Genomic DNA, 24,508 nt, shown 5'->3' with positions numbered 1-24,508 from the left:
GGCCCAGGGTGTTGGGGTGGGCGCTCACCTGAGACGCTCACGTCCGGCTGTGACGCTCACGTCCGGCGTCCGCACGCCGCCCCGTCCCCTCCGCTCGGCCACAGAAGAGAGACCCTGATCCATGTCCTGGCTGTCGAGATTCAGCCTCGCGCAACGGGCCCTGATAGGGCTGATGTCGATCGTCGCCCTCGTCTTCGGGGCGATCGCGATCCCCCAGCTCAAGCAGCAGCTCCTGCCCACCATCGAACTGCCCATGGTGTCCGTGCTGGCGCCGTACCAGGGTGCCTCCCCGGACGTGGTCGAGAAGCAGGTCGTCGAACCGATCGAGGACAGCCTGGAGGCCGTCGACGGGATCTCGGGCATCACCTCGACGGCCAGTGAGGGCAACGCCGTCATCATGGCGTCCTTCGACTACGGCAACGGCACCCAGCAGCTCGTCGCCGACGTCCAGCAGGCCGTCAACCGGGCCCGCGCCCAGCTCCCGGACGACGTGGACCCGCAGGTCATCTCCGGTTCGACGGACGACATCCCGACCGTCGTCCTCGCCGTCACCTCGGACAAGGACCAGCAGGCGCTGGCCGACCAGCTCGACAGGACGGTCGTCTCCGAGCTGAAGGACATCGACGGCGTCGCCCAGGTCGTGGTCGACGGCGTCCGCGACGTCCAGGTCACCGTCACCCCCGACCAGGCGAAGCTGGCCAAGGCCGGCGTGAGCCCGCAGGCCCTCGCCCAGTCCCTCCAGGCCGGCGGCGCGACCGTCCCCGCGGGCTCCTTCGACGAGGGCGGCGCCAACCGCACCGTCCAGGTCGGCGGCGGCTTCACCTCGGTGAAGCAGATCCAGGACCTCATGGTCACCGGCGAGGGCGTCGACAAGCCGGTCCGCCTCGGTGACGTCGCCACCGTCAAGGAGGAGGAGGCCAAGGCCGACTCCCTCACCCGGACCAACGGCAAGCCGTCCCTCGCCGTCGCGGTGACGATGGACCACGACGGCAGCGCGGTCGCCATCTCGAAGGCCGTCGAGGACAAGCTCCCCGACCTGCGCGAGCAGCTCGGCTCCGGCGCGACGCTCACCGTCGTCAGCGACCAGGGCCCCGCGGTGTCCAAGGCCATCGAGGGCCTGACCACCGAGGGCGCCCTCGGTCTGCTCTTCGCCGTCCTGATCATCCTGGTCTTCCTGGCGTCGGTCCGCTCCACCCTGGTCACCGCGGTCTCCATCCCGCTGTCGGTGGTGCTGGCGCTGATCGTCCTGTGGACGCGCGACCTGTCGCTCAACATGCTGACGCTGGGCGCCCTGACCATCGCCATCGGCCGGGTCGTCGACGACTCGATCGTGGTCCTGGAGAACATCAAGCGGCACCTCGGGTACGGCGAGGAGCGCCAGGAGGCCATCCTCAAGGCCGTCCGCGAGGTCGCCGGAGCGGTCACCTCCTCCACGCTCACCACGGTCGCCGTCTTCCTGCCGATCGGCCTGGTCGGCGGCATGGTCGGCGAACTGTTCGGCTCCTTCAGCCTGACCGTCACCGCGGCGCTGCTGGCGTCCCTGCTGGTGTCCCTGACGGTCGTGCCGGTGCTGTCGTACTGGTTCCTGCGCCCGCCGAAGGGCACCCCCGAGGACGCCGAGGAGGCCCGCCGGCTGGCCGAGGAGAAGGAGGCGAAGAGCCGCCTCCAGCGCTTCTACGTGCCCGTGCTGCGCTTCGCCACCCGCCGGCGCCTCACCAGTGTGGCCATCGCGGTCGTCGTGCTCATCGGCACGTTCGGCATGGCGCCGCTGCTGAAGACCAACTTCTTCGACCAGGGCGACCAGAAGGTCCTCAGCGTCAAGCAGGAGCTGAAGCCGGGCACCAGCCTCGGCGCGACGGACGCCCAGGCCGCGAAGGTCGAGAAGTTGCTCGGCGAGACCGAGGGCGTCAAGGACTACCAGGTCACCATCGGCTCGTCCGGCTTCATGGCCGCCTTCGGCGGCGGCACGGACACCAACCAGGCCTCGTACCAGATCATGCTGGAGGACTCCGCGTCCCACGAGGACGTCCAGGACCACATCGAGGACGGGCTCGCGAAGCTCGACGGCATCGGCACCACCACGGTCGCCGCCGGTGACGGCTTCGGCAGCCAGGACCTGAGCGTGGTCGTCAAGGCGGCCGACGCGCAGGTGCTCCGCGAGGCCGCCGAGAAGGTCCGCGAGACGGTCGCCGGGCTCGACGACGTCACCGACGTCACCAGCGACCTGGCGCAGAGCGTGCCGCGCATCTCGGTCAAGGCCAACGCGAAGGCCGCCGAGGCCGGGTTCAACGACCAGACGCTCGGCGCGGCCGTCGGCCAGGCGGTGCGCGGCACCCCGGCCGCCAAGGCGATCCTGGACGACACGGAGCGCGACGTCGTCATCAGGTCGGCGCAGCCGGCCGGGACGCTGGCCGAGCTGAAGGCCCTGGACCTCGGCGCGGTCAAGCTCGGCGACATTGCCACCGTGCGGTTGGTGGACGGCCCGGTCTCGATGACCCGCATCGACGGTCAGCGCGCGGCGACCATCACCGCCAAGCCGACCGGCGACAACACCGGCGCGGTGGGCACCGAACTCCAGTCGAAGATCAAGGCGCTGGACCTGCCGGCCGGTGCCACGGCCGAGATCGGCGGCGTCACCGCCGACCAGGACGAGGCGTTCGTCAACCTGGGCCTGGCCATGCTCGCGGCCGTCGCCATCGTGTTCATGCTGCTGGTCGGCACCTTCCGGTCGCTGGCCCAGCCGCTGATCCTGCTGGTGTCGATCCCGTTCGCCGCGACCGGCGCGATCGGCCTGCTGATCGCCACGGGCACCCCGATGGGCGTCCCGGCGATGATCGGCATGCTGATGCTGATCGGCATCGTGGTCACCAACGCGATCGTGCTGATCGACCTGATCAACCAGTACCGGGGACAGGGGTACGGCGTCGTCGAAGCGGTGATCGAGGGCGGCCGGCACCGTCTGCGGCCCATCCTGATGACGGCCCTGGCGACGATCTTCGCCCTGCTCCCGATGGCGCTGGGCGTCACCGGCGAGGGCGGCTTCATCGCCCAGCCGCTGGCGGTGGTCGTGATCGGCGGCCTGATCACCTCGACCCTGCTGACGCTCCTGCTGGTCCCGACGCTCTACACGATGCTGGAGCTGCGCAAGGAGCGGCGCGCGAAGAAGCGGGCGGCGAAGAAGGGCGGCGGCGTGCCGCCCCAGTCGCGGACCTCCCACGAGCCGGAGTCGGCGAAGGCCTGAGTCCCGCAGGCGGACGCGGCGAAGGACGGACGCGGCGAAGGACAGACACGGCGAAGGGTGGCCCCCCACGGACATCGTGGGGGGCCACCCTTCGCCCCGTGCGGGGAATCCCGGCCGCGTCGCCGGGACGCCGCACGCCGGGCCACCGGTCCGCGTTCCCAAACCCGCGCCGCCGGGCCGGTGCCGGGCCCCGCTTCACGGCTTGCGGGCGACCCCGCAGTAGGCGTCGACGGAGGCGTCGGCCGGGCCGGTCCCGGGGTCCGGGCGCCAGGAGGGGACCTGGGTGACGCCCGGGGCGACCAGGTCGAGTCCGTCGAAGAAGCCGGCGATCTCCTCGACGCTGCGCACGTAGTACGGCGTCGCGCCGCTGGCGTTGTAGGCGTTCGAGGCGGCGATCATGCCCTCGCTCGTGGCGGTGCTGTCGCTGATGACCAGGTGGCTGCCGGACGGGAGGCCCGCGACCAGGCTGCGGACCAGGTCGCGGGCCTGGTCGTAGTCGGCGACGTGACCGAGGGTGTTGAGGATGATCAGGGCGATCGGCTGGGAGAAGTCGAGGGTGCCGGCGGCGGCCTCCAGGACGGTGTCGGGCGCGTAGAGGTCGGCGTCCAGGTAGGTGGTGCGGCCCTCGGGGGTGCTGGTGAGCAGGGCGCCCGCGTGGGTCAGCACGATCGGGTCGTTGTCGACGTACACGATCCGGGCGTCGGGAGCCTCGCGCTGGGCCACTTCGTGGGTGTTGTCGGCGGTGGGCAGCCCGGTGCCGATGTCCAGGAACTGCCGGATGCCCTCTTCCCGGACCAGGTGGCGGACGGCGCGTCCCAGGAAGAGCCGGCTGGTGACGGCCACGTCGACGAGGCCGGGGAAGATCTCCTTGATCTGGTCACCGATCTCCCGGTCGACCTCGTAGTTGTCCTTGCCGCCGACGAAGTAGTTCCAGAAGCGGGCCGAGTGCGGCGTGGTGGTGTCGATCCGGGCCCGTATCTCCGCGCTGGCGGCGACCTGCGAGTGGATGTCTGACACGGCGGCGTCTCCTAGGAGTTGGCGTGGACGATCAGGGACCAACCTAGTACCGCGAGGGCGCGCCCGGCCTGCTGGTCAGGTGGTTCGGGGGCCGTGTCCGCGCCGCCCGTGGCGACGGCGTGAAAGCGGACCGGGGCTCGGCGTGGACCGAGCCCCGGCGGGCCTTCCTCGTACGGTGGACCGTTACGGCAGCGCCAGCATCCGCTCCAGCGCCAGCTTCGCGTAGGTCTCGGTCTCCTTGTCGACCTCGATGCGGTTGACCAGGGTGCCCTCGGCGAGGGATTCGAGCGCCCAGACCAGGTGCGGCAGGTCGATGCGGTTCATGGTCGAGCAGAAGCAGACCGTCTTGTCGAGGAAGACGATCTCCTTGCCCTCGGGAGCGAAACGGTTCGCCAGCCGGCGGACCAGGTTCAGCTCGGTCCCGATGGCCCACTTGGAGCCGGCCGGGGCCGCCTCCAGGGCCTTGATGATGTACTCGGTCGAGCCGACGCAGTCCGCCGCGGCCACGACCTCGTGCCGGCACTCGGGGTGCACCAGGACGTTCACGCCCGGGATGCGCTCGCGCACGTCGTTGACCGAGTCCAGGCTGAAGCGGCCGTGCACCGAGCAGTGCCCCCGCCACAGGATCATCTTCGCGGCGCGCAGCTCCTCGGCCGTCAGCCCGCCGTTCGGCCTGTGCGGGTTGTAGACGACGCAGTCCTCGAGGGACATGCCCATGTCCCGCACGGCGGTGTTGCGGCCGAGGTGCTGGTCGGGCAGGAAGAGGACCTTCTCGCCCTGCTCGAAGGCCCAGTCCAGGGCGCGCTCGGCGTTGGAGGAGGTGCAGATGGTGCCGCCGTGCTTGCCGGTGAACGCCTTGATGTCGGCCGACGAGTTCATGTACGAGACGGGCACGACCTGCTCGGCGATCCCGGCCTCGGTCAGCACGTCCCAGCACTCGGCGACCTGCTCGGCGGTGGCCATGTCCGCCATGGAGCAGCCGGCGGCCAGGTCGGGCAGGACCACCTTCTGCTCGTCGGAGGTCAGGATGTCGGCCGACTCCGCCATGAAGTGCACACCGCAGAAGACGATGTACTCGGCCTCCGGGCGCGCGGCCGCGTCCCGGGCCAGCTTGAAGGAGTCGCCCGTGACGTCGGCGAACTGGATGACCTCGTCGCGCTGGTAGTGGTGACCGAGCACGAAGACCTTGTCCCCGAGCTTCTCCTTGGCCGCGCGGGCGCGTGCGACCAGGTCGGGGTCGGAGGGGGAGGGCAGGTCGCCGGGGCACTCCACGCCGCGCTCGCTCCTCGGGTCGGCCTCACGGCCGAGCAGGAGCAGGGCGAGGGGCGTCGGCTGTACGTCGAGCTCCTGGGTTTGGGCGGTGGTCACGACACCTACCCTTTCTACTTTTCGTCGAACTGACGCTATATATCATAACTGGTTCACGTCAGTTTGACGATGCCCATAGTGTCGGTGTGACGTGAATCCCGGTGCCGCAGCCGCTGTCCGCTCCCCGGGGCGTGTGCGAGCATGAAGGGAAGGCCGAGGAGAAAGACACGGGCCCGCCCCGGAATGAATCCGCGGCTCCGCCGGTTGGAACCGTCGGCAAGCAGTCTCCGTACAACCCGGGAGAGATGTAGATGTCCGTATCGGACGAGACCACCACCGTCACCGACGGCATCATCCTGACCGACGCCGCCGCGTCGAAGGTCAAGGCGCTGCTCGACCAGGAAGGCCGTGACGACCTGTCGCTGCGCGTCGCCGTCCAGCCCGGCGGCTGCTCCGGCCTGCGCTACCAGCTCTTCTTCGACGAGCGCTCGCTCGACGGCGACGTGGTGAAGGACTTCGGTGGCGTCAAGGTCACCACCGACCGCATGAGCGCCCCCTACCTGGGCGGCGCCACCATCGACTTCGTGGATACGATCGAGAAGCAGGGCTTCACGATCGACAACCCGAACGCGACGGGCTCCTGCGCCTGCGGTGACTCCTTCAGCTGAGCCACGCGGCACCACCGGCACGAGAAGGGCGGCGGCCCGGGGACGACCCCGGGCCGCCGCCCTTCTCGCGCCTCGGGGCGTCAGCGGCCCCCGGACGGCGCCGGCAGCCGCGCGCCCGGCTTGTGCGCCGGGACGTCCCCGCCGTCCGAGCCCACGACCGTCCGGTCACCCAGCGGCTGGTCCAGCCGCACCGTCCGCTCGTGCTCCTTGGCGATCAGGATGCAGACCTCGTCCGGCTGCGAGGTCTCGGTCACCGTGACGGTCACCTTCCGCGCGCTCTCCTTCGCCGTCGCGGCGTAGTCGGCGCACACCCCGCCCGTGAAGTGCACGGTCAGCTCGCTGCCCTCGGCCGTGTAGCCGCTCACCCGGACGTCCCGCCGGTCCTCCGTCCCCGAGGCCGGGTCGGACGGCGACGACGAGGACGGGGCCGGTGACGGCGAGGCGGAGGGCGTGGTGCTCAGGTACTCGGGGGCGACCGCCGGATACGTGACCGTGAAGGCGTCCCGCGCGCCCGGCGCCCGCACCTGGAACAGCCAGGACGGCACCAGCGTCTGCCGCCCCCGCACCGGATGCGCGGCCAGTCCGAACACCGCGTCCTCGACCGTGACCGTCTGCCTCTCCGGCTTGCGCGGTGTGTCCGTCGCCGGCTCGCAGGGCGTGTCCGCGCCGTCCTGCCGGTGCAGCGGTACGGGGCTCGCGCAGCCCCCGACGCCCGCCCCGGGGCCGGAGCCCGGCGTGTTCAGCAGCGCCAGCGTCTCCTCGGCGTCCAGGACGGGGTACGTGTCCCCCTCGACCGGCGCCTTCACCTGCCCGCTGCCGCCGACGACCTCGCCCCGCGCGCCGACGACGACCCCGGTCGTCCAGCCGTACGTGGGCAGCCCGCCGACCTCGGGTTCGGCGTTCACGGCCCGCCGGGCGCCCATGACCTGGCTCGCGTCCAGCTTGGCGTCGTCCTGTCCCACCGCCTTCAGCACCGGCGCCGCCGCCTTCTTCGCGGCCGCCTCGCCCACCGGCGTCCCGTCGGCGGAGGCGGCCCCGCACACGGCGCCCTTCTTGCAGTTGTCGGTGCCGGGCGTGTAGCGGTGGAAGCTCCAGGTGCCCGGCGCCCGCCGGTCCACCGTGAGCAGCGGGCCGGAACCGTCCCTGGCGTTGCCCGCCTGCCAGGCGTCCCCCCGTGCCACCGGGGCCCCGTCCACGCCGAGGGCCTTCGCCAGCCGGGTCACCTCCTCCTCGGTGACCTGGCCCTCGGCCCGGTACACGGGCGCCGAACCGGGCCCCTCGGGGAGCGGGCCGCCGGCGCGGTAGGTGACGCCGTGCGGGTCGGGCTCGCCGGGCGCGATGCCGCCGGAACCACCCTGCCCGGACGCCCCGTGGCCGTCGAGGAGGAGCGGCGGGGGAGTGTCGTCGCCCGGTGCCCCGGACGTCGTGCCGCCGTCCGAACCGCCGCCGGAGGCGGACGTGGCCAGATACGCCCCACCGGTCCCGGCCAACAGCACGGCCGCGGCGACGGAGGCGACGGCGAGCGCCGGGGAACGCCGCCGCGCGGGGCGCCCGCGGCCGGCCTCGTCGTCGGCGGCGTCGTTGTCGGGTCGCTCGGTGTTCACCGCATCGCTCCTTCGGCTGTTACGGGGGACAGCGATGGGACGCGGTGGGGTGGGATCCGGTTCCCGGCGGCCGTGCGGGTCGCCCGGACGGCTCAGTCGCCGTAGTCCGACATCGCGTCCAGCAACCGGGCCGATGTCCGCGGCACCCGCACGCCGTGGATGAGCGACAGCGGGACGGCACGGGGCAGGACGCGCGCCGGAGCCGCCCAGCGCGGGGCCATCCGGGCGCAGTCACCGCGCAGCGACGCCAGATCGCCGTCCAGGTCGGCCGGGGCGCGGTCGGCGGTCCCCGGCTTGGTCGTCCCCGGCTTGCTCGTCCCCGGCCTCGTCAGCTTCGTCATAACAGCACCGTAGGCATGTCCCGGACCGCGAAGAAAGTTGTACTACCGGGTAGTTTTGCCTGCTTCGAACCGGGGGCACTCCCGGGTAGCGTGAACTGTCAACCCGCCTCCCCCTCAGGAGAGAGTCCACGCCGTGCGCATCGCAGTCACCGGCTCCATCGCCACCGACCACCTCATGACCTTCCCCGGCCGCTTCGCCGACCAGCTCGTCGCGGACCAGCTCCACACGGTCTCGCTCTCCTTCCTGGTCGACCAGCTCGACGTGCGCCGGGGCGGCGTCGCCGCGAACATCGCCTTCGGCATGGGGCAGCTCGGCACCCGGCCGATCCTCGTCGGCGCGGCCGGCTCGGACTTCGACGAGTACCGGGCCTGGCTGGACCGGCACGGCGTCGACACCGGTTCGGTGCGCATCTCCGAGACCCTGCACACCGCCCGCTTCGTCTGCACGACCGACGCCGACCACAACCAGATCGGCTCCTTCTACACGGGCGCGATGAGCGAGGCCCGCCTCATCGAGCTCAAGACCGTCGCCGACCGCGTGGGCGGTCTCGACCTGGTCTCCATCGGCGCCGACGACCCGGAGGCGATGCTCCGGCACACCGAGGAGTGCCGCACGCGGTCCATCCCCTTCGCGGCCGACTTCTCCCAGCAGATCGCCCGGATGAACGGCGACGAGATCCGGATACTGCTGGACGGGGCGACCTACCTCTTCTCCAACGAGTACGAGAAGGGGCTCATCGAGACCAAGACCGGCTGGAGCGACGAGGAGATCCTCGGCCGCGTCGGCCACCGCGTCACCACCCTCGGCGCCCGGGGCGTGCGCATCGAGCGGGCCGGCGAGGAGACCATCGAGGTCGGCGTCCCCGACGAGGAGCGCAAGGCCGACCCCACGGGCGTCGGCGACGCCTTCCGCGCGGGGTTCCTGTCGGGCCTGGCCTGGGGTGTCTCCCTGGAGCGGGCCGCGCAGGTCGGGTGCATGCTCGCCACGCTGGTCATCGAGACCGTGGGCACGCAGGAGTACCAGCTGCGGCGGGCGCACTTCATGGAGCGGTTCACGAAGGCGTACGGCGACGAGGCCGCCGCGGAGGTCCGGGCGCACCTGGGCTGATCCGGGCCCTCGGCGGCGTCAGTCCGACCGGCGGACCACGTAGGCCGTTCCCCGGTCCGCCGGTTCCTCACCCACGTACTCCTGGCCCCGCATCTCGCACCAGGCCGGGATGTCCAGCCGGGCCGCCTCGTCGTCGGACAGGACGCGGACCGTGCCCCCGACGGGCACGTCGCCGATGACCTTGGCCAGCTCGATCACCGGAATGGGGCAGCGCCGGCCGATCGCGTCCACGACGAGGCCGGCCCCGGCGTCCCGGACGGCTCCCGCGGCCACCGGCGCCCCCAGCTTCTCCCGCACCGCGGCCACCGTCCCCGGCAGCACCTCCAGGAACCGCTCGACGTCCTCGGCCGGCGTCCCCGGCGGCAGCGACACCCGGACGTTGCCCTCGCTGAGCACGCCCATCGCCCGCAGGACGTGGCTCGGCGTCAGGGTGCTGCTGGTGCACGACGAACCGGAGGAGACCGAGAACCCCGCGCGGTCCAGCTCGTGCAGCAATGTCTCCCCGTCGACATAGAGACAGGAGAAGGTGACGACGCCGGGCAGCCGGCGCACCGGGTCGCCGACCACCTCCACGTCCGGCACCAGCGCGGGCACCCGCGCCCGGATCCGCTCCGTCAGCTCCCGCAGCCGCGCCGCCTCCTCGGCCGCCTCGGCCCGCACCGCCCGCAGCGACGCCGCCGCGGCCACGATCGCCGGGAGGTTCTCGAAGCCCGGCATCCGGCCCGACTCCCGTTCGTCCCCGGGCCCTTGCGGCGCGAACCGCACACCCTTGCGGACCACGAGCAGCCCGACCCCCGACGGCCCGCCCCACTTGTGGGCACTCGCCGCGAGCAGCGACCAGTCGCCCGGCACCCGGCCCCAGCCCAGCGACTGGGCCGCGTCCACCAGCAGCGGCACACCCGCCGCCCGGCAGGCCTCGGCCACGGCCGCCACCGGCTGCTCGGTGCCCACCTCGTGGTTGGCGGACTGCAGACAGGCGAGCGCGGTGTCGTCGCGCAGCGCCGCCGCGTACGCCGCCGGGTCCACCGTCCCCGTCCGGTCCACGGGCACCTGGGTGACCGTCCCGCCGTCGCCCTCGTGCACGTCGGCCGCGTGCAGTACAGAGGAGTGTTCGACGGCTGACACGATCAGGTGACGTCCGACGCGACGCCGACCGGCCAGCGCCCCCGCGACGCCCGAATGCACCGCCCGCGTCCCCGAAGGAGTGAACACCAGCTCGTCCGCCCGGCACCCCACGGCCTCGGCCGCCGCCTCCCGCGCCGCGTCGAGCAGCAACCGCGCCCGGCGCCCTTCCCGGTGGAGCCGGGCGGGATCGGCCCACCCCTCGTCCAGGGAGGCCAACAGCGCCTGCCGGGCGACAGGGTGAAGAGGGACGGCGGAGGCGGCATCGAAGTAGGACACACCGCAACGCTATGCCGTCCGGCCGGCCCGCGCCCCCAAAGGGGGGCCGGGCCGCGTCGCCGGCCGGGCCGCGCCGGCGTGCGCGCGAGCGGCCACGACGAGCCGCGGGCAGCCGAACACCCCCGGTCCGACCCTCCGTAGGCGCCTGAGCCCACCCTTCGGAGTGACCGGCGGCGCGTATGCCACCCTCCCCGCGAACCCCCGGAGGGCGTCGGCTAGGGTTTGGTCCGCATAAACATCAAACCCCTGCCCGACGCAGGGCGGCGACCGACCAGCGAGAAGGCCGCAGCCGAACAGCGCGGGCGAGACTCTCGGGAAGGCGCTACGTGAGTCCCAACGGCTCCGACCGCTCGCCGCGGCGCCCGATGCGGCGGAAGCTGCTGCAGGCACTGACCGCGGGCCTGGTCCTGGCGACCGCCACCGGTTGCACATACGAGGACTTCCCCCGCCTCGGCATGCCCACCCCAACCACGGAAGAGGCTCCGCGGATCCTCTCCCTGTGGCAGGGATCGTGGGCTGCCGCGCTGGCCACCGGCGTGCTGGTGTGGGGCCTGATCCTGTGGAGTTGCTTCTTCCACCGGCGCAGCCGCACCAAGGTCGAGGTCCCTCCGCAGACCAGGTACAACCTGCCCATCGAGGCCCTGTACACCATGGTTCCGCTCGTTATCGTCTCGGTGCTGTTCTACTTCACCGCCCGTGACGAGTCGGAGCTCCTGAGCCTCAAGAAGAATCCCGACGTCACGGTCAACGTGGTCGGCTTCCAGTGGAGCTGGTGCTTCAACTACGTCGAGGACGTCGCCGGTTCCACGGGGGACGCCAAGACCTCCAAGGAACTGGCCGCGATCCCGGACCGGTTCAAGAAGGAGTTCCCGGCGAACGCCGGCGGCACCTTCGACTGCGGTGTCCCGGGTACGCGGAACCCGCAGACCAACAACCCGGGCCCGACCCTCTGGCTCCCCAAGGGCAAGACGGTCCGCTTCGTCCTGACCTCGCGTGACGTCATCCACTCCTTCTGGGTGGTGCCGTTCCTGATGAAGCAGGACGTCATTCCGGGCCACACCAACGCCTTCGAGGTGACCCCCAACAAGGAGGGCACGTTCCTGGGCAAGTGCGCCGAGCTGTGCGGCGTCGACCACTCCCGGATGCTGTTCAACGTGAAGGTCGTCTCCCCGGAGCGCTACGAGCAGCACCTCCAGGACCTCGCGAAGAAGGGGCAGACCGGTTACGTTCCCGCCGGCATCGCGCAGACGAGCCACGAGAAGAACCGGGAGACGAACAACCTGTGAGCATCCTCAACGAACCCCAGGGTGCCGCGGCAGCAGGATCCCACTACCAGGATGAGCTGCCGGTCCGGCGCCAGAGGCGTGGCGAGATCGTGGTCAAGTGGCTGACGACCACGGACCACAAGACGATCGGCACGCTGTACCTGATCACGTCCTTCGCGTTCTTCTGCATCGGTGGCGTGATGGCTCTGGTCATGCGCGCCGAGCTGGCCCGGCCGGGCCTGCAGATCATGTCGAACGAGCAGTTCAACCAGGCGTTCACGATGCACGGCACGATCATGCTGCTGATGTTCGCGACGCCGCTGTTCTCCGGCTTCGCGAACTGGATCATGCCGCTGCAGATCGGCGCGCCGGACGTGGCCTTCCCCCGGCTGAACATGTTCGCCTACTGGCTGTACCTGTTCGGTTCGCTCATCGCGGTGGGCGGCTTCCTGACCCCGCAGGGCGCGGCCGACTTCGGCTGGTTCGCCTACTCGCCGCTGTCCGACGCGGTGCACTCGCCGGGCATCGGCGGTGACCTGTGGATCATGGGTCTGGCCTTCTCCGGCTTCGGCACCATCCTCGGCTCGGTCAACTTCATCACCACGATCATCTGCATGCGCGCGCCCGGCATGACCATGTTCCGCATGCCGATCTTCACCTGGAACGTGCTGCTGACCGGTGTGCTGGTCCTGCTGGCCTTCCCGGTGCTGGCCGCGGCCCTGTTCGCGCTGGAGGCGGACCGCAAGTTCGGTGCGCACATCTTCGACGCGGCCAACGGCGGGGCGTTGCTGTGGCAACACCTGTTCTGGTTCTTCGGACACCCAGAGGTGTACATCATCGCGTTGCCGTTCTTCGGCATCGTCAGTGAGATCATCCCGGTCTTCTCCCGCAAGCCGATCTTCGGCTACATGGGCCTGATCGCCGCGACGATCGCGATCGCGGGTCTGTCGGTGACGGTGTGGGCGCACCACATGTACGTCACGGGCGGTGTGCTGCTGCCGTTCTTCTCGTTCATGACCTTCCTGATCGCGGTCCCGACCGGTGTGAAGTTCTTCAACTGGATCGGCACCATGTGGAAGGGCTCGCTGTCCTTCGAGACACCGATGCTGTGGTCGGCCGGCTTCCTGGTCACCTTCCTCTTCGGTGGTCTGACGGGTGTCATCCTGGCCTCGCCGCCGCTGGACTTCCACGTCTCGGACTCGTACTTCGTGGTGGCGCACTTCCACTACGTGGTGTTCGGCACGGTGGTGTTCGCGATGTTCGCCGGCTTCCACTTCTGGTGGCCGAAGTTCACCGGTAAGCTGCTCGACGAGCGCCTGGGCAAGATCACCTTCTGGACGCTGTTCGTCGGCTTCCACGGCACGTTCCTGGTCCAGCACTGGCTGGGTGCCGAGGGCATGCCGCGCCGGTACGCCGACTACCTGAACGCCGACGGCTTCACCGCCCTGAACACGATCTCGACGATCAGCTCGTTCCTGCTCGGCATGTCCCTGCTGCCGTTCTTCTACAACATCTGGAAGACGGCCAAGTACGGCAAGCCGGTCGGCGTGGACGACCCGTGGGGCTACGGCCGCTCCCTGGAGTGGGCGACCTCCTGCCCGCCGCCGCGGCACAACTTCCTCACCCTGCCCCGCATCCGCAGTGAATCCCCCGCCTTCGACCTGCACCACCCGGAGATCTCCGCGATCGACCAGCTCGAGAACGTCGGTCACGGGGAGAAGGCTCTCGCTGGTGGCAAGGAGGCCGGCAAGTGAAGATCCAGGGCAAGCTCTTCATCTGGCTGAGCGTCTTCATCCTGATCGTCGCGATCGTCTACGGCTACTGGTCGAAGGAGCCGGCCGGCACCACGGCCCTCTTCCTGGCCTTCGGCCTGGCCATCATGATCGGCTTCTACCTGGCCTTCACGGCCAGGCGGGTCGACGCCGGCGCCCAGGACAACAAGGAAGCGGACGTCGCGGACGACGCCGGAGAGGTCGGGTTCTTCAGCCCGCACAGCTGGCAGCCCCTGGCGCTCGGCGTCGGTGGCGCCCTCGCCTTCCTGGGCGTGGCGGTCGGCTGGTGGGTCATGTACTTCTCGGCACCGGTCATCCTCGTCGGCCTGTTCGGCTGGGTCTTCGAGTACTACCGCGGTGAGAACCGCACCCAGTAGCACCCACTGGGCGCCAAGGGCCCGGACACTCCCTCAGGAGTGTCCGGGCCCTTGCGTGTCCGGCCCGTTCTCGTCACCTCCTCACTCACTCGTCCGGGTTACCCGCCGTGCCGCGATTGACGTCGCTCCGTAGCGTGAGGCCATGAGCGACACGGTTCACTTCCAGGCGCGGGGGCGTAAGGTCGTCGGCTGCACCCTGCTGGTGATCGCCCTCGGCGCGAGCGTCACCGCCTGCATGGGCGACGACAACCCGCTGTCGGCCGCGCCGTACGACGCGGCCGGCCAGATCTCCTTCAACGGCCCCACGGACGCCGGGGAGAAGGCCGACCCGGACAAGCCCCTGGAGGTCGTCGCCGAGGGCGCCGACGGGCGCATCACGGACGTCACGGCCATGGACGCGACGGGCCGCTACGTGGCGGGCGAACTCTCCGCCGACGGGGCCCGCTGGCACAGCACCTCCCCACTGGCCGCCAACGCCCGCTACACCGTGCGGGTGAGCACCGAGAACGACGACGGCGAGCCCGGCCGCAAGATCCTCACCCTCGAGACCGGCAGACCCAGCGCGAAGAAGACCCTGAACGTCGTCTTCGGGCCCGAGGCGGGCGCGTACGGCGTCGGCCAGCCCATCACCGCCGACCTGAGCCAGCCGGTCCGGGACAAGGCCCAGCGGGCCGTGGTGGAACGCGCCCTGAAGGTGGACTCCACGCCCGCGGTCGAAGGCGCCTGGTACTGGGTGGACGACAAGAAGCTCCACTACCGGCCCCGGGAGTACTGGCCCGCCCACGCCACCGTCCAGGTCCGCAGCGCTCTCGAGGGCATCAAGATCGGCGACCGGATGTGGGGCGGCACCGCCAAGCCCCTGAAGATCACGACGGAGGACCACGTCGTGGCCGTCACCGACGCCGCCGCGCACACCCTGACGGTCTACCGGGACGGCACGGAGATCCGGAAGATCCCCGTCACCACCGGCAAACCCGGCTTCGAGACGCGCAACGGCGTCAAGGTCGTCCTGGGCAAGGAACCCTTCGTACGCATGCGCAGCAGCACCGTGGGCATCGCCGAGGGGTCCTCGGAGTCGTACGACCTGCCCGTCTACTTCGCCACCCGGGTCACCTGGAGCGGCGAGTACGTGCACGCCGCGCCCTGGTCCGTCGGCTCCCAGGGCTCCGCGAACGTCAGCCACGGCTGCGTCGGCATGAGCAACGCCAACGCGAAGTGGTTCTTCGGCGCGGTCCAGGAGGGCGACCTCGTCCAGGTCGTCAACTCCGGTGGGAAGACGATGGAGTCCTTCGGCAACGGCTTCGGCGACTGGAACCTGGACTGGACCAAGTGGCGCACCGGCAGTGCCCTTACGGGTGGCGCCGGCAGCGCCGCGCACAGTCAGGAGGCGGCGCGGCTGCGACCGGCGGCGGTGTGAGTGCCCCGAGAGGGGCGCGGGACCGTGGGGACACCCGGCGCAGCCGCGTGTCCCCACGGCTCTCAGGCGCTCTGCAGATGCCTCTGCCGCAGCAGGGAGGCCAGCGCACCCGCGAACTCGACCGGCTCCACCGGCAGCGCCACAGCCGCCTCCGCACGGCTCCACGTGGCCAGCCACGCGTCCTGCGGCCGTGCGATCAGCAGCAGCACCGGCGGGCACCGGAAGACCTCGTCCTTGATCTGCCGGCACATCCCCATGCCGCCCATGGGCACGGCCTCGCCGTCCAGCACGCAGACGTCGATCCCGCCCTTGTCCAGCTCCTTGAGCACGGCGGCCGGGGTGGCGCACTCCACGAACTCGACCACGGGCACGTCCGGGGCCGGCCGCCGGCCGGTCGCCAGCCGCACCTGCTCGCGGGTGTTGGAGTCGTCGCTGTAGACCAGCACCGTGGCGGTCGCCTGCATGCTTCCTCCGATACGCGGTGAAGACCGATGAAGCCCGATGACGCTGTCGTAGCCCGTCGCGCCGGATGCTACTCCCTTGAACACCCCGTCAACACTGGTTCGGACACGGCTTCGAGGTGCCGTTCGATGGGCCATACGGGCAGTACAGAGGGTGCGGACACTCCGAACGGCACCCCCCGGGGTGAGGGCGGGATAAGCGACCGACATAATGTCGGTCGTGGCGACAGCAACGACAGTAGAAACCGGGCACGCGCACCCGTCGGTCAACCGGCCGAACCTCACCAGCGTCGGAACCATCATCTGGTTGAGTTCCGAGCTGATGTTCTTCGCGGCCCTCTTCGCGATGTACTTCACCCTGCGATCGGTGACCGGCCCGGACTTCTGGTCCGAGAAGGCCGACGCGCTGAACTTCCCGTTCTCCGCGACGAACACCACGATCCTGGTGCTCTCCTCCCTCACCTGTCAGCTCGGCGTGTTCGCGGCCGAGCGCGGGGACGTGAAGAAGCTCCGGATGTGGTTCATCGTCACCTTCGTGATGGGTGCGATCTTCATCGGCGGTCAGGTGTTCGAGTACACCGAGCTGGTCAAGCACGAGGGCCTGTCGCTCTCGTCGGACCCGTACGGCTCGGTGTTCTACCTGACCACCGGCTTCCACGGACTGCACGTGACGGGCGGCCTCATCGCCTTCCTGCTGGTCCTCGGCCGCACCTACGCGGCCCGGAGGTTCACCCACGAGCAGGCGACCGCCGCCATCGTCGTGTCCTACTACTGGCACTTCGTCGATGTCGTCTGGATCGGCCTCTTCGCCACGATCTACATGATCAAGTAGTCGCGGCACGCACCCGCGCAATACCAGAAGCATCGACGCAGAAGATCCTGACACCGGGGTAATCCGTGAAAAAGCTCTCCGCACGACGACGCCACCCGCTGGCGGCGCTCGTCGTCCTACTCCTCGCGCTGGCATGCACAGGGGGGCTGTACGCCGCGTTCGCACCCGCGAGCAAGGCGCAGGCCGATGAAACCGCCCAGTCCCTCGCCATCGACGAGGGCAAGAAGCTCTACGCCGTCGGCTGTGCCAGCTGCCACGGCACCGGAGGTCAGGGCACCACCGACGGTCCGAGCCTGGTCGGCGTGGGCGCCGCTGCCGTCGACTTCCAGGTGGGCACCGGCCGTATGCCGGCCCAGCAGCCGGGCGCACAGGTCCCGCGCAAGAAGGTGATCTACTCCCAGGCGGAGATCGACCAGCTGGCGGCCTACGTCGCCTCGCTGGGCGCCGGTCCGGCCGTCCCCTCGAAGGACAAGTACGGTCCGGAGGGCGCGGACGTCGCCAAGGGCGGTGAGCTGTGGCGCACCAACTGCGCGCAGTGCCACAACTTCACCGGCAAGGGCGGCGCGCTGACCCACGGCAAGTTCGCACCGTCGCTCGAGGACGTGGACCCGAAGCACATCTACGAGGCCATGCAGACCGGCCCGCAGAACATGCCCTCCTTCCCCGACACCACCCTGTCGGAGCAGAACAAGAAGGACATCATCGCCTACCTGGACGCGGTCAACGGCGACGAGACCGTGGAACCCGGCGGCCTCAACCTCGGCGGCCTGGGTCCGGTCAGTGAGGGTCTGTTCGCGTGGGTCTTCGGACTGGGCGCGCTGATCGCCGTCGCCGTCTGGGTCGCCGCTCGGACCGCAAAGGCCAAGAAGTCATGAGTAGCCAAGACATTCCAGAAGAGAACCTGCCCGCTGCGCAGGACACCCCGCACGGCTCGGTGAAGGTCGCGGACGAGGAGAACCCGTTCGCCGACCCGGGCCTGCCGCCCCACGAGCACCGCGTCCAGGACGACGACGAGCGGGCCGCCAAGCGGTCCGAGCGCACGGTCGCCCTGCTGTTCACGGTGTCGATGCTGGCCACCATCGGCTTCATCGCCGCGTTCGTGACGATCCCGGTCGACAAGTCGGTCTACATCTTCCCGCTCGGTCACATCAGCGCGCTGAACTTCGCGCTCGGCATGACGCTCGGCGTCTCGCTGTTCGCCATCGGCGCGGGCGCGGTCCACTGGGCCCGCACCCTGATGTCCGACGAGGAGATCGCCGACGAGCGCCACCCGATCGAGGCCCCTGCGGAGGTCCGTGCCAAGGTCCACGCGGACTTCAGGCAGGGTGCCAAGGAGTCCGTGATCGGGCGCCGCAAGCTGATCCGCAACACGATGCTGGGCGCGCTCACCCTGGTGCCGCTCTCCGGCGTCGTCCTGCTGCGCGACCTCGGACCGCTGCCGGAGACCAAGCTCCGCCACACCCTGTGGTCCAAGGGCAAGATGCTCGTCAACATGAACACCCACGAACCGCTGCGTCCCTCCGACGTCGCGGTGGGCTCGCTCACCTTCGCCATGCCCCAGGGCCTGGACGAGCACGACGAGGAGTTCCAGAACGAGATCGCCAAGGCGGCGCTGATGATCATCCGGCTGGAGCCGGAGGCCATCAAGGACAAGCGCGAGCTCGAGTGGTCGCACGAGGGCATCGTGGCGTACTCGAAGATCTGCACCCACGTCGGTTGCCCGATCTCCCTGTACGAGCAGCAGACGCATCACGCGCTCTGCCCCTGCCACCAGTCCACCTTCGACCTTGCCGACGGCGCCCGGGTGATCTTCGGTCCCGCCGGTCACGCCCTGCCGCAGCTGCGCATCGGCGTGAACGACGAGGGTTACCTCGAAGCGCTCGGCGACTTCGAGGAGCCCGTCGGTCCTGCTTTCTGGGAGCGCGGATGAGCACTACAGCCAACGAAGCCCCCCGCTCTCGCGGGAAGGCACCGGCCGGCGAGCGCGTCGCCGACTGGGCCGACGGCCGACTGGGGATCTACTCCCTGGCCAAGGCCAACATGCGCAAGATCTTCCCCGACCACTGGTCGTTCATGTTGGGTGAGGTCTGCCTCTACAGCTTCATCATCATCATCCTCACGGGTGTGTACCTGACGCTGTTCTTCCACCCGTCGATGAACGAGGTCACGTACCACGGTTCGTACGTGCCGATGCAGGGCCAGCTGATGAGCGAGGCGTACGCCTCGACGCTGGAGATCAGCTTCGACGTCCGCGGTGGTCTGCTCATCCGGCAGATCCACCACTGGGCGGCGCTGGTCTTCCTCGCCGGCATGTTCGTGCACATGATGCGCGTGTTCTTCACCGGCGCGTTCCGCAAGCCGCGTGAGATCAACTGGCTGTTCGGCTTCCTGCTGTTCGTCCTCGGCATGTTCACCGGCTTCACCGGTTACTCGCTCCCGGACGACCTGCTCTCGGGCACCGGTATCCGCTTCATGGAGGGCGCGATCCTGTCCGTGCCGATCATCGGCACGTACATCTCGTTCTTCCTCTTCGGCGGGGAGTTCCCCGGCCACGACTTCGTGGCCCGGTTCTACTCGATCCACATCCTGCTGCTGCCGGGCATCATGCTCGGTCTGGTGGTCGGCCACCTGATCCTGGTCTTCTACCACAAGCACACGCAGTTCGCGGGTCCCGGCAAGACCAACAAGAACGTCGTCGGCATGCCGCTGCTGCCGGTGTACATGGCGAAGGCCGGAGGCTTCTTCTTCCTGGTCTTCGGTGTGATCGCCGCGATCTCGGCCATCGCCACGATCAACCCGGTCTGGAGCATCGGCCCCTACCGTCCGGACCAGGTGTCCACCAACGCCCAGCCCGACTGGTACATGGGCTTCTCCGAGGGCCTGATCCGTGTCATGCCCGGCTGGGAGATCAACTTCTGGGGTCACACGCTCGTCCTGGGCGTGCTCATCCCGCTGATCATCTTCCCGCTGGTCCTGGTGGCGATCGGCGTCTACCCGTTCATCGAGTCCTGGATCACGGGCGACAAGCGCGAGCACCACATCCTGGACCGCCCGCGCAACGCCCCGACCCGTACGGCCTTCGGTGTTGCCTGGCTGACCGTCTACTTCGTGCTGCTGATCGGTGGCGGCAACGACCTGTGGGCCACGCACTTCCACCTGTCGATCAACGCGATCACCTGGTTCGTCCGCATCGCGTTCTTCGTCGGTCCGGTCGTCGCGTTCGTCATCACCAAGCGGATCTGCCTCGGCCTCCAGCGCCGGGACCGGGACAAGGTGCTGCACGGCCGCGAGGCGGGCATCATCAAGCGCCTGCCGCACGGTGAGTTCATCGAGGTGCACGAGCCGCTCAGCCAGGAGCAGCTGTACACCCTCACGGCGCACGAGCAGTACAAGCCGGCCGAGATCGGCCCGACGGTCGACGAGAACGGCGTCGAGCGCAAGCCGAAGGGCATGGAGAAGCTCCGCGCCAAGCTCAGCAAGGCGTACTACGGCGAGGACGCGCAGATTCCGAAGCCGACTGTCGAGGAGTACAAGGAGATCACGAGCGGCCACGGCCACCACTGACCCTCCAGCGTCGCCACACCACGGTCGAAGGGCCCCGTCCGGTCTGCGGACGGGGCCCTTCGCCGTGCCCGGGGCTGGATAGGGTGGGGAGTGCATACCTTTCCGTGATTCACACACGCAGGAGCGGCTGATGAGCGCTGTGACCCCCGCTGGAGGCGACACCACGGCGGGCCGCTCCTGGCCCGCCCTGCTGAACGGACTGCTGGACGGCCGCGACCTGTCCGCGGACGACACCGCCTGGGCGCTGGACGTGATCATGCGCGGCGAGGCGACGGACGCGCAGATCGCCGGGTTCGCGGTGGCGCTGCGGTCCAAGGGCGAGACCGTCGAGGAGATCTCCGGCCTCGTCCGCACCATGTACGCCCACGCCAACGTGATCGAGGTGCCGGGCGAGACGGTCGACATCGTCGGCACCGGCGGCGACGGCGCGAAGACCGTCAACATCTCCACCATGTCGGCGATCGTCGTCGCCGGCACGGGCGCGAAGGTCGTCAAGCACGGCAACCGGGCGGCCTCCTCCGCTTCCGGTGCCTCCGATGTGCTGGAGAAGCTCGGGGTCAATCTGGAGCTGACGCCGAAGCGGGTGGCCCAGGTCGCCGAGGAGGCCGGCATCACCTTCTGCTTCGCCGTGAAGTTCCACCCCTCACTGCGCCATGTGGCGGCGGCCCGCGGCCAGCTGGGCATCCGCACGGTGTTCAACTTCCTGGGGCCGCTGACCAACCCCGCCCGGGTGAAGGCCCAGGCGATCGGGGTCGCGCACGCCCGGATGGCGCCGATCATCGCCGGTGTCTTCGCCGAGCGCGGCCACTCGTCCCTGGTCTTCCGGGGTGACGACGGCCTCGACGAGCTGACCACGACGGCCACGTCCCGGGTCTGGGTCGTGCGGGACGGCAAGGTCTCCGAGGAGGCCTTCGACCCGCGGGACGTCGGCCTCGAACTGGTGCCGGTGGAGGCCCTGCGCGGCGCCGACGCCTCCTACAACGCGGATGTCGCCCGCCGTCTGCTGGCCGGCGAGAGAGGCCCTGTGCGGGACGCGGTGCTGCTGAACTCGGCGGCGGCCCTGGTCGCCCTGGAGCCCGGCGACGCTCCGCTGACCGAGCGGATCCGGGCCGGCATGGACCGGGCGGCCGAGGCCATCGACTCGGGCGCGGCCCGGCGGACCCTGGAGCGCTGGATCGCGGCGAGCAACGCCTGACGGACCGCCGGTGTGACGTCCGTCCCGCGATCCGGACACGGGTTGCGGGACGACGATCACTTCCCGTACGTTCCTTGGCAGGTCATGAGCGACAGTCATTCGGCCCCGGCCGACTGTCCGGCAACCCTCCGTCCGTGGCGGGGTGCCCCGGGTGAAGACCAGGCGGTGGACAGCAAGGTCCACGGCAAGCGCGGACCCCTCGCGTCACCAGGGGTCCTGGGTCGTTCGAGGGAGTCTCCCGTGAATCAGCGAATGCGATAGGGCCGCAGAGCCCCGCCTCCGCAATCCCCTTCATCACCTGCACCACCCTTCTCCGTTCCTCACCTTCTCCCACGCTCGAGCCGTCGCGGTTCGCGTGGTGATGACACCTGCCTTTCACGGGAGTGCACCCATGTCCGTCTCCGCCGTCGCCGCAGACCAGTCCGTTTGTGCCCCGCTGCCCGTTCTGGGCCGGGATGTCACCGTCCCGCTCGTCACCGGCGGCGAGGTCACCTACGCCGCGCTCGACTACGCCGCCAGCGCGCCCGCGCTCCAGCGGGTCTGGGACGACGTGGCGGCCTACGCCCCGTACTACGGCAGCGTGCACCGTGGCGCCGGGTACCTGTCGCAGCTGTCGACCGACCTGTTCGAGAACGCGCGGAACACCGTCGCCGACTTCCTCGACTGCCGGGAGGGGGACCAGGTGGTGTTCACCCGGTCCACCACCGACTCCCTCAACCTGCTCGCCGCCGCGCTCCCCGCCGACTGCCGGGTCTTCGTCTTCGAGACCGAGCACCACGCCTCGCTGCTGCCCTGGAGGGACGCGGACGTGACCTACCTCGACGCCCCGCGCACCCCGGCGCAGGCCGTCGCGACCCTGGAGCGCGCCCTCGCCGCCCGCGAGCCCCACGGGCCCGCCCTGGTCTGCGTCACCGGTGCCTCCAACGTCACCGGCGAGCTCTGGCCGGTGCGTGAACTGGCCGCCGCGGCACACGCGCACGGCGCCCGGATCGTGCTGGACGCCGCCCAGCTCGCCCCGCACCACCCGGTGTCCGTGACCGGCCTGGACGTGGACTGGGTCGCCTTCTCCGGGCACAAGCTGTACGCCCCCTTCGGCTCCGGCGTGCTGGCCGGGCGTGCCGACTGGCTGCGCGAGGCGGAGCCGTACCTCGCCGGCGGCGGCGCCAGCCGCCGGGTCAGCCGGCGCACCGACGGGGGCGTGGACGTGGAGTGGCACGAGAGCGCCGCGCGGCACGAGGCCGGGTCGCCCAACGTCATCGGCGCCTACGCCATCGCCTCCGCCTGCAAGGCGCTCACCGAGGCCGGGTTCGACACGCTGGTCGCCCGTGAGGAGTACCTGGTCCGCAAGGTGCGGGAGGGGCTCGCCGAGGTGCCGGAGGTCCGGGTCCTGTCCCTCTTCGGTGACGACGCGCCCCGCGTCGGCGTGCTCTCGTTCGTCGTCGAGGGCTGGAACAGCTCCCACTTCGCCGCCGCGCTCTCCGCCGAGTACGGCATCGGCGTGCGCGACGGCCTGTTCTGCGCCCACCCCCTGGTGCGCACCCTGCTGGGCAGTGACCCGCAGACGCAGGGCGAGTGCGGCGCCCCCGAGGCGGCGCCGGGCGAGAAGTCCCTCAACGCCATCCGCGTGAGCTTCGGCGCGGGCACGCCGGACGAGCACGTCGAACGGTTCGTGACCGCGGTCAGGGAGCTGGTGAACGACGGCGCCCGGTGGAACTACCGCACCGAGGACGGGCGGTGCGTGCCCGACACCACCTCCGCCGACGAGGCCTGAGCCGCCCGGCCCGGCAGCCGCGCACCCAGCAGGATCATCCGCAGCGCCCGCTCCGTGGCGTCCGCGAGCAGCTCGGCGGCGCGCACCAGGGCGTCCGCCAGGGCCATCGGGGCCGGCACGATGCCGTGGCAGGCGTCCACGCCCGGCACCTCGTGCGCACCCTCGCCGAGCGTGCCGGCCAGGGCGAGGACGGGACGGCCGGAGAGCTTGGCGCGGCGGGCCACCTCGGCCGGGACCTTGCCGCGCGGCGTCTGGTGGTCCAGGGCCCCCTCGGCGGTGAGCACCAGGTCGGCGCGGGCGAGCCGGGCGTCCAGGTCGAGATGGTCCAGCAGGACGTCGAAGCGGGGCAGCAGCCGGGCACCGACGGCGGCCAGCCCCGCGCCCAGACCGCCCGAGGCGCCGGTGCCGGGGCCGCCGCGCAGGTCGGCGCCGGCCGGGCCCAGGTCGCGGGCGAGGACGCCCGCCCAGTTCTCCAGCCCCGCCGACAACTCCTCGACCTGCGCGGGCGTCGCCCCCTTCTGCGGGCCGTACACCCGGGCCACGCCCCGCTCGCCGCACAGCACGTTGTACGGGTTGCAGGCGACGAGCAGCTCCGTGTCCTGGAGGCGGGCGTCCAGGCCGGACGGGTCGATGCGGGCGAGGCGGACCAGTTCCCGTCCGCCACGCGGGAGCTCGAAGCCGTCCGCGTCCAGCAGCCGGGCCCCGAGCGCCTGGAGGGCGCCCGCGCCGCCGTCGGAGGTACCCGAGTCGCCGCAGCCGACCAGGACGCGCCGCACCCCGGTGTCGAGCGCGGCCCGGATCAGCTCGCCGACGCCGTACGTCGTCGTGGCGCCGGGGTCGCGCAGGGCGCGGGGGACCAGCGACAGTCCGGCCACGGCCGCCATCTCCACCACCGCCGTGTCCCGGGCGCCGAGCAGCGCGAAGTGCGTGCCGACGCGCTCGCCGACCGGGCCGGTGGCGGCCAGGGCGACCAGCCGTCCGCCGGTCGCGGCGGCCAGCGCGACGGCCGTGCCCTCGCCGCCGTCGACGAGCGGGATCAGGTCGATCTCGGCGGCGGGCAGGACCCGGCGGACGCCCGCCGCGATGGCGTCGGCGGCGGCCTGGGCGGACAGGGACTCCTTGAAGCCGCTGGGGGCCACGACGACACGGTCCAGCACGGAGGAGAC

Annotated in this window: 20 protein-coding genes and 1 riboswitch; of the genes, 13 read left to right on the top strand and 7 right to left on the bottom strand. The window is 70.6% G+C overall.

Going from position 1 to position 24,508, the window contains the following annotated elements; all coding sequences use genetic code 11:
- The first annotated feature begins 121 nt into the window (after window positions 1-121).
- Complete coding sequence (locus tag KUM32_RS32515) at window positions 122-3,241, top strand: efflux RND transporter permease subunit (RefSeq protein ID WP_217145529.1); 3,120 nt, start codon at window positions 122-124, stop codon at window positions 3,239-3,241.
- Window positions 3,242-3,436: 195 nt separating this feature from the next.
- Here the strand turns inward: KUM32_RS32515 and KUM32_RS32510 are convergent, their stop codons facing one another.
- Window positions 3,437-4,258 (bottom strand): SAM-dependent methyltransferase, encoded by an 822-nt coding sequence (locus tag KUM32_RS32510; RefSeq protein ID WP_217145528.1) that lies wholly within the window; start codon window positions 4,256-4,258, stop codon window positions 3,437-3,439.
- 183 nt (window positions 4,259-4,441) lie between these two features.
- The gene (nadA, locus tag KUM32_RS32505; RefSeq protein WP_217145527.1) at window positions 4,442-5,626 is read right to left on the bottom strand and encodes a quinolinate synthase NadA; all 1,185 of its coding nucleotides are present in this window, start codon (window positions 5,624-5,626) and stop codon (window positions 4,442-4,444) included.
- Window positions 5,627-5,877: 251 nt separating this feature from the next.
- On the opposite strand from nadA, the gene KUM32_RS32500 reads away from it, so the two are divergent.
- A complete protein-coding gene (locus tag KUM32_RS32500) occupies window positions 5,878-6,234 on the top strand; it encodes an iron-sulfur cluster assembly accessory protein (protein WP_217145526.1) in 357 nt (118 codons plus the stop codon).
- Between the two features lie 80 nt (window positions 6,235-6,314).
- On the opposite strand, the gene KUM32_RS32495 is transcribed toward KUM32_RS32500, so the two are convergent.
- Both KUM32_RS32495 and KUM32_RS32490 read right to left on the bottom strand, forming a co-directional pair.
- The gene (locus KUM32_RS32495; protein ID WP_217145525.1) at window positions 6,315-7,838 is read right to left on the bottom strand and encodes a hypothetical protein; all 1,524 of its coding nucleotides are present in this window, start codon (window positions 7,836-7,838) and stop codon (window positions 6,315-6,317) included.
- Between the two features lie 92 nt (window positions 7,839-7,930).
- Entirely contained in the window at window positions 7,931-8,179 is a 249-nt protein-coding gene (locus KUM32_RS32490; RefSeq protein ID WP_254406453.1) for a hypothetical protein, read from the bottom strand.
- Between the two features lie 133 nt (window positions 8,180-8,312).
- Between KUM32_RS32490 and KUM32_RS32485 the strand changes: the two genes are divergently transcribed.
- Window positions 8,313-9,287, top strand: a complete 975-nt coding sequence (locus KUM32_RS32485; RefSeq protein WP_217145524.1) for a carbohydrate kinase family protein — start codon at window positions 8,313-8,315, stop codon at window positions 9,285-9,287.
- 18 nt (window positions 9,288-9,305) lie between these two features.
- On the opposite strand, the gene KUM32_RS32480 is transcribed toward KUM32_RS32485, so the two are convergent.
- Entirely contained in the window at window positions 9,306-10,688 is a 1,383-nt protein-coding gene (locus KUM32_RS32480; protein ID WP_217145523.1) for a cysteine desulfurase/sulfurtransferase TusA family protein, read from the bottom strand.
- 326 nt (window positions 10,689-11,014) lie between these two features.
- On the opposite strand from KUM32_RS32480, the gene coxB reads away from it, so the two are divergent.
- The 4 genes from coxB (at window position 11,015) to KUM32_RS32460 (ending at window position 15,519) form a co-directional block, all read left to right on the top strand.
- Window positions 11,015-11,974, top strand: a complete 960-nt coding sequence (coxB, locus tag KUM32_RS32475) for a cytochrome c oxidase subunit II (RefSeq protein ID WP_217145522.1) — start codon at window positions 11,015-11,017, stop codon at window positions 11,972-11,974.
- Window positions 11,971-13,707 carry a cytochrome c oxidase subunit I gene (gene ctaD, locus KUM32_RS32470; RefSeq protein WP_217145521.1) on the top strand — a complete coding sequence of 579 codons (1,737 nt, stop codon included), beginning with the start codon at window positions 11,971-11,973 and terminating at the stop codon, window positions 13,705-13,707. The genes coxB and ctaD overlap by 4 nt, the downstream gene beginning before the upstream one ends.
- Window positions 13,704-14,102: a cytochrome c oxidase subunit 4 gene (locus tag KUM32_RS32465; protein ID WP_217145520.1), complete on the top strand. Its 399-nt coding sequence runs from the start codon at window positions 13,704-13,706 to the stop codon at window positions 14,100-14,102. Before ctaD ends, KUM32_RS32465 begins: the two co-directional genes overlap by 4 nt.
- 142 nt (window positions 14,103-14,244) lie before the next feature.
- Window positions 14,245-15,519, top strand: coding sequence for an Ig-like domain-containing protein (locus KUM32_RS32460; protein ID WP_217145519.1), 1,275 nt, complete (start codon window positions 14,245-14,247; stop codon window positions 15,517-15,519).
- 62 nt (window positions 15,520-15,581) lie between these two features.
- Here KUM32_RS32460 and KUM32_RS32455 read toward each other — a convergent pair whose 3' ends face one another.
- A complete protein-coding gene (locus tag KUM32_RS32455) occupies window positions 15,582-15,983 on the bottom strand; it encodes a hypothetical protein (RefSeq protein ID WP_217145518.1) in 402 nt (133 codons plus the stop codon).
- Window positions 15,984-16,191: 208 nt separating this feature from the next.
- Between KUM32_RS32455 and KUM32_RS32450 the strand changes: the two genes are divergently transcribed.
- The 6 genes from KUM32_RS32450 to KUM32_RS32425 all read left to right on the top strand — a co-directional run bounded on the left by KUM32_RS32450 (window position 16,192) and on the right by KUM32_RS32425 (window position 23,342).
- Window positions 16,192-16,812 (top strand): heme-copper oxidase subunit III, encoded by a 621-nt coding sequence (locus KUM32_RS32450; RefSeq protein ID WP_029393865.1) that lies wholly within the window; start codon window positions 16,192-16,194, stop codon window positions 16,810-16,812.
- A gap of 65 nt (window positions 16,813-16,877) precedes the next feature.
- Window positions 16,878-17,687: a c-type cytochrome gene (locus KUM32_RS32445; protein ID WP_217145517.1), complete on the top strand. Its 810-nt coding sequence runs from the start codon at window positions 16,878-16,880 to the stop codon at window positions 17,685-17,687.
- Window positions 17,684-18,742 (top strand): ubiquinol-cytochrome c reductase iron-sulfur subunit, encoded by a 1,059-nt coding sequence (locus KUM32_RS32440; protein WP_217145516.1) that lies wholly within the window; start codon window positions 17,684-17,686, stop codon window positions 18,740-18,742. The genes KUM32_RS32445 and KUM32_RS32440 overlap by 4 nt, the downstream gene beginning before the upstream one ends.
- Window positions 18,739-20,376, top strand: a complete 1,638-nt coding sequence (locus tag KUM32_RS32435) for a ubiquinol-cytochrome c reductase cytochrome b subunit (protein ID WP_217145515.1) — start codon at window positions 18,739-18,741, stop codon at window positions 20,374-20,376. The genes KUM32_RS32440 and KUM32_RS32435 overlap by 4 nt, the downstream gene beginning before the upstream one ends.
- A 130-nt stretch (window positions 20,377-20,506) precedes the next feature.
- The gene (trpD, locus tag KUM32_RS32430) at window positions 20,507-21,571 is read left to right on the top strand and encodes an anthranilate phosphoribosyltransferase (protein WP_217145514.1); all 1,065 of its coding nucleotides are present in this window, start codon (window positions 20,507-20,509) and stop codon (window positions 21,569-21,571) included.
- An 80-nt stretch (window positions 21,572-21,651) separates the two neighbouring features.
- Window positions 21,652-21,768: riboswitch (SAM riboswitch) on the top strand.
- Window positions 21,769-21,962: 194 nt separating this feature from the next.
- On the top strand, window positions 21,963-23,342 hold the full coding sequence (locus tag KUM32_RS32425; RefSeq protein ID WP_217145513.1) for an aminotransferase class V-fold PLP-dependent enzyme: 1,380 nt from the start codon (window positions 21,963-21,965) through the stop codon (window positions 23,340-23,342).
- Here the strand turns inward: KUM32_RS32425 and KUM32_RS32420 are convergent.
- Window positions 23,285-24,499, bottom strand: coding sequence for a glycerate kinase (locus tag KUM32_RS32420; RefSeq protein WP_217145550.1), 1,215 nt, complete (start codon window positions 24,497-24,499; stop codon window positions 23,285-23,287). The genes KUM32_RS32425 and KUM32_RS32420 overlap by 58 nt on opposite strands.
- Window positions 24,500-24,508 lie beyond the last annotated feature (9 nt).

This window comes from Streptomyces sp. AC627_RSS907 (assembly GCF_019049165.1).
Note: the sequence above shows the minus strand (reverse complement) of the source record. Positions and strands in the feature narration are given on the sequence as shown.

Coding starts and splice junctions, on each gene's coding strand:
- KUM32_RS32515 (WP_217145529.1), top strand. CDS start 122: ATGTCCTGGCTGTCGAGATTCAGCCTCGCGCAACGGGCCCTGATAGGG.
- KUM32_RS32500 (WP_217145526.1), top strand. CDS start 5,878: ATGTCCGTATCGGACGAGACCACCACCGTCACCGACGGCATCATCCTG.
- KUM32_RS32490 (WP_254406453.1), bottom strand. CDS start 8,179: ATGACGAAGCTGACGAGGCCGGGGACGAGCAAGCCGGGGACGACCAAG.
- KUM32_RS32460 (WP_217145519.1), top strand. CDS start 14,245: ATGAGCGACACGGTTCACTTCCAGGCGCGGGGGCGTAAGGTCGTCGGC.
- KUM32_RS32455 (WP_217145518.1), bottom strand. CDS start 15,983: ATGCAGGCGACCGCCACGGTGCTGGTCTACAGCGACGACTCCAACACC.
- KUM32_RS32450 (WP_029393865.1), top strand. CDS start 16,192: ATGTCGGTCGTGGCGACAGCAACGACAGTAGAAACCGGGCACGCGCAC.
- KUM32_RS32440 (WP_217145516.1), top strand. CDS start 17,684: ATGAGTAGCCAAGACATTCCAGAAGAGAACCTGCCCGCTGCGCAGGAC.
- KUM32_RS32435 (WP_217145515.1), top strand. CDS start 18,739: ATGAGCACTACAGCCAACGAAGCCCCCCGCTCTCGCGGGAAGGCACCG.
- trpD (WP_217145514.1), top strand. CDS start 20,507: ATGAGCGCTGTGACCCCCGCTGGAGGCGACACCACGGCGGGCCGCTCC.
- KUM32_RS32425 (WP_217145513.1), top strand. CDS start 21,963: ATGTCCGTCTCCGCCGTCGCCGCAGACCAGTCCGTTTGTGCCCCGCTG.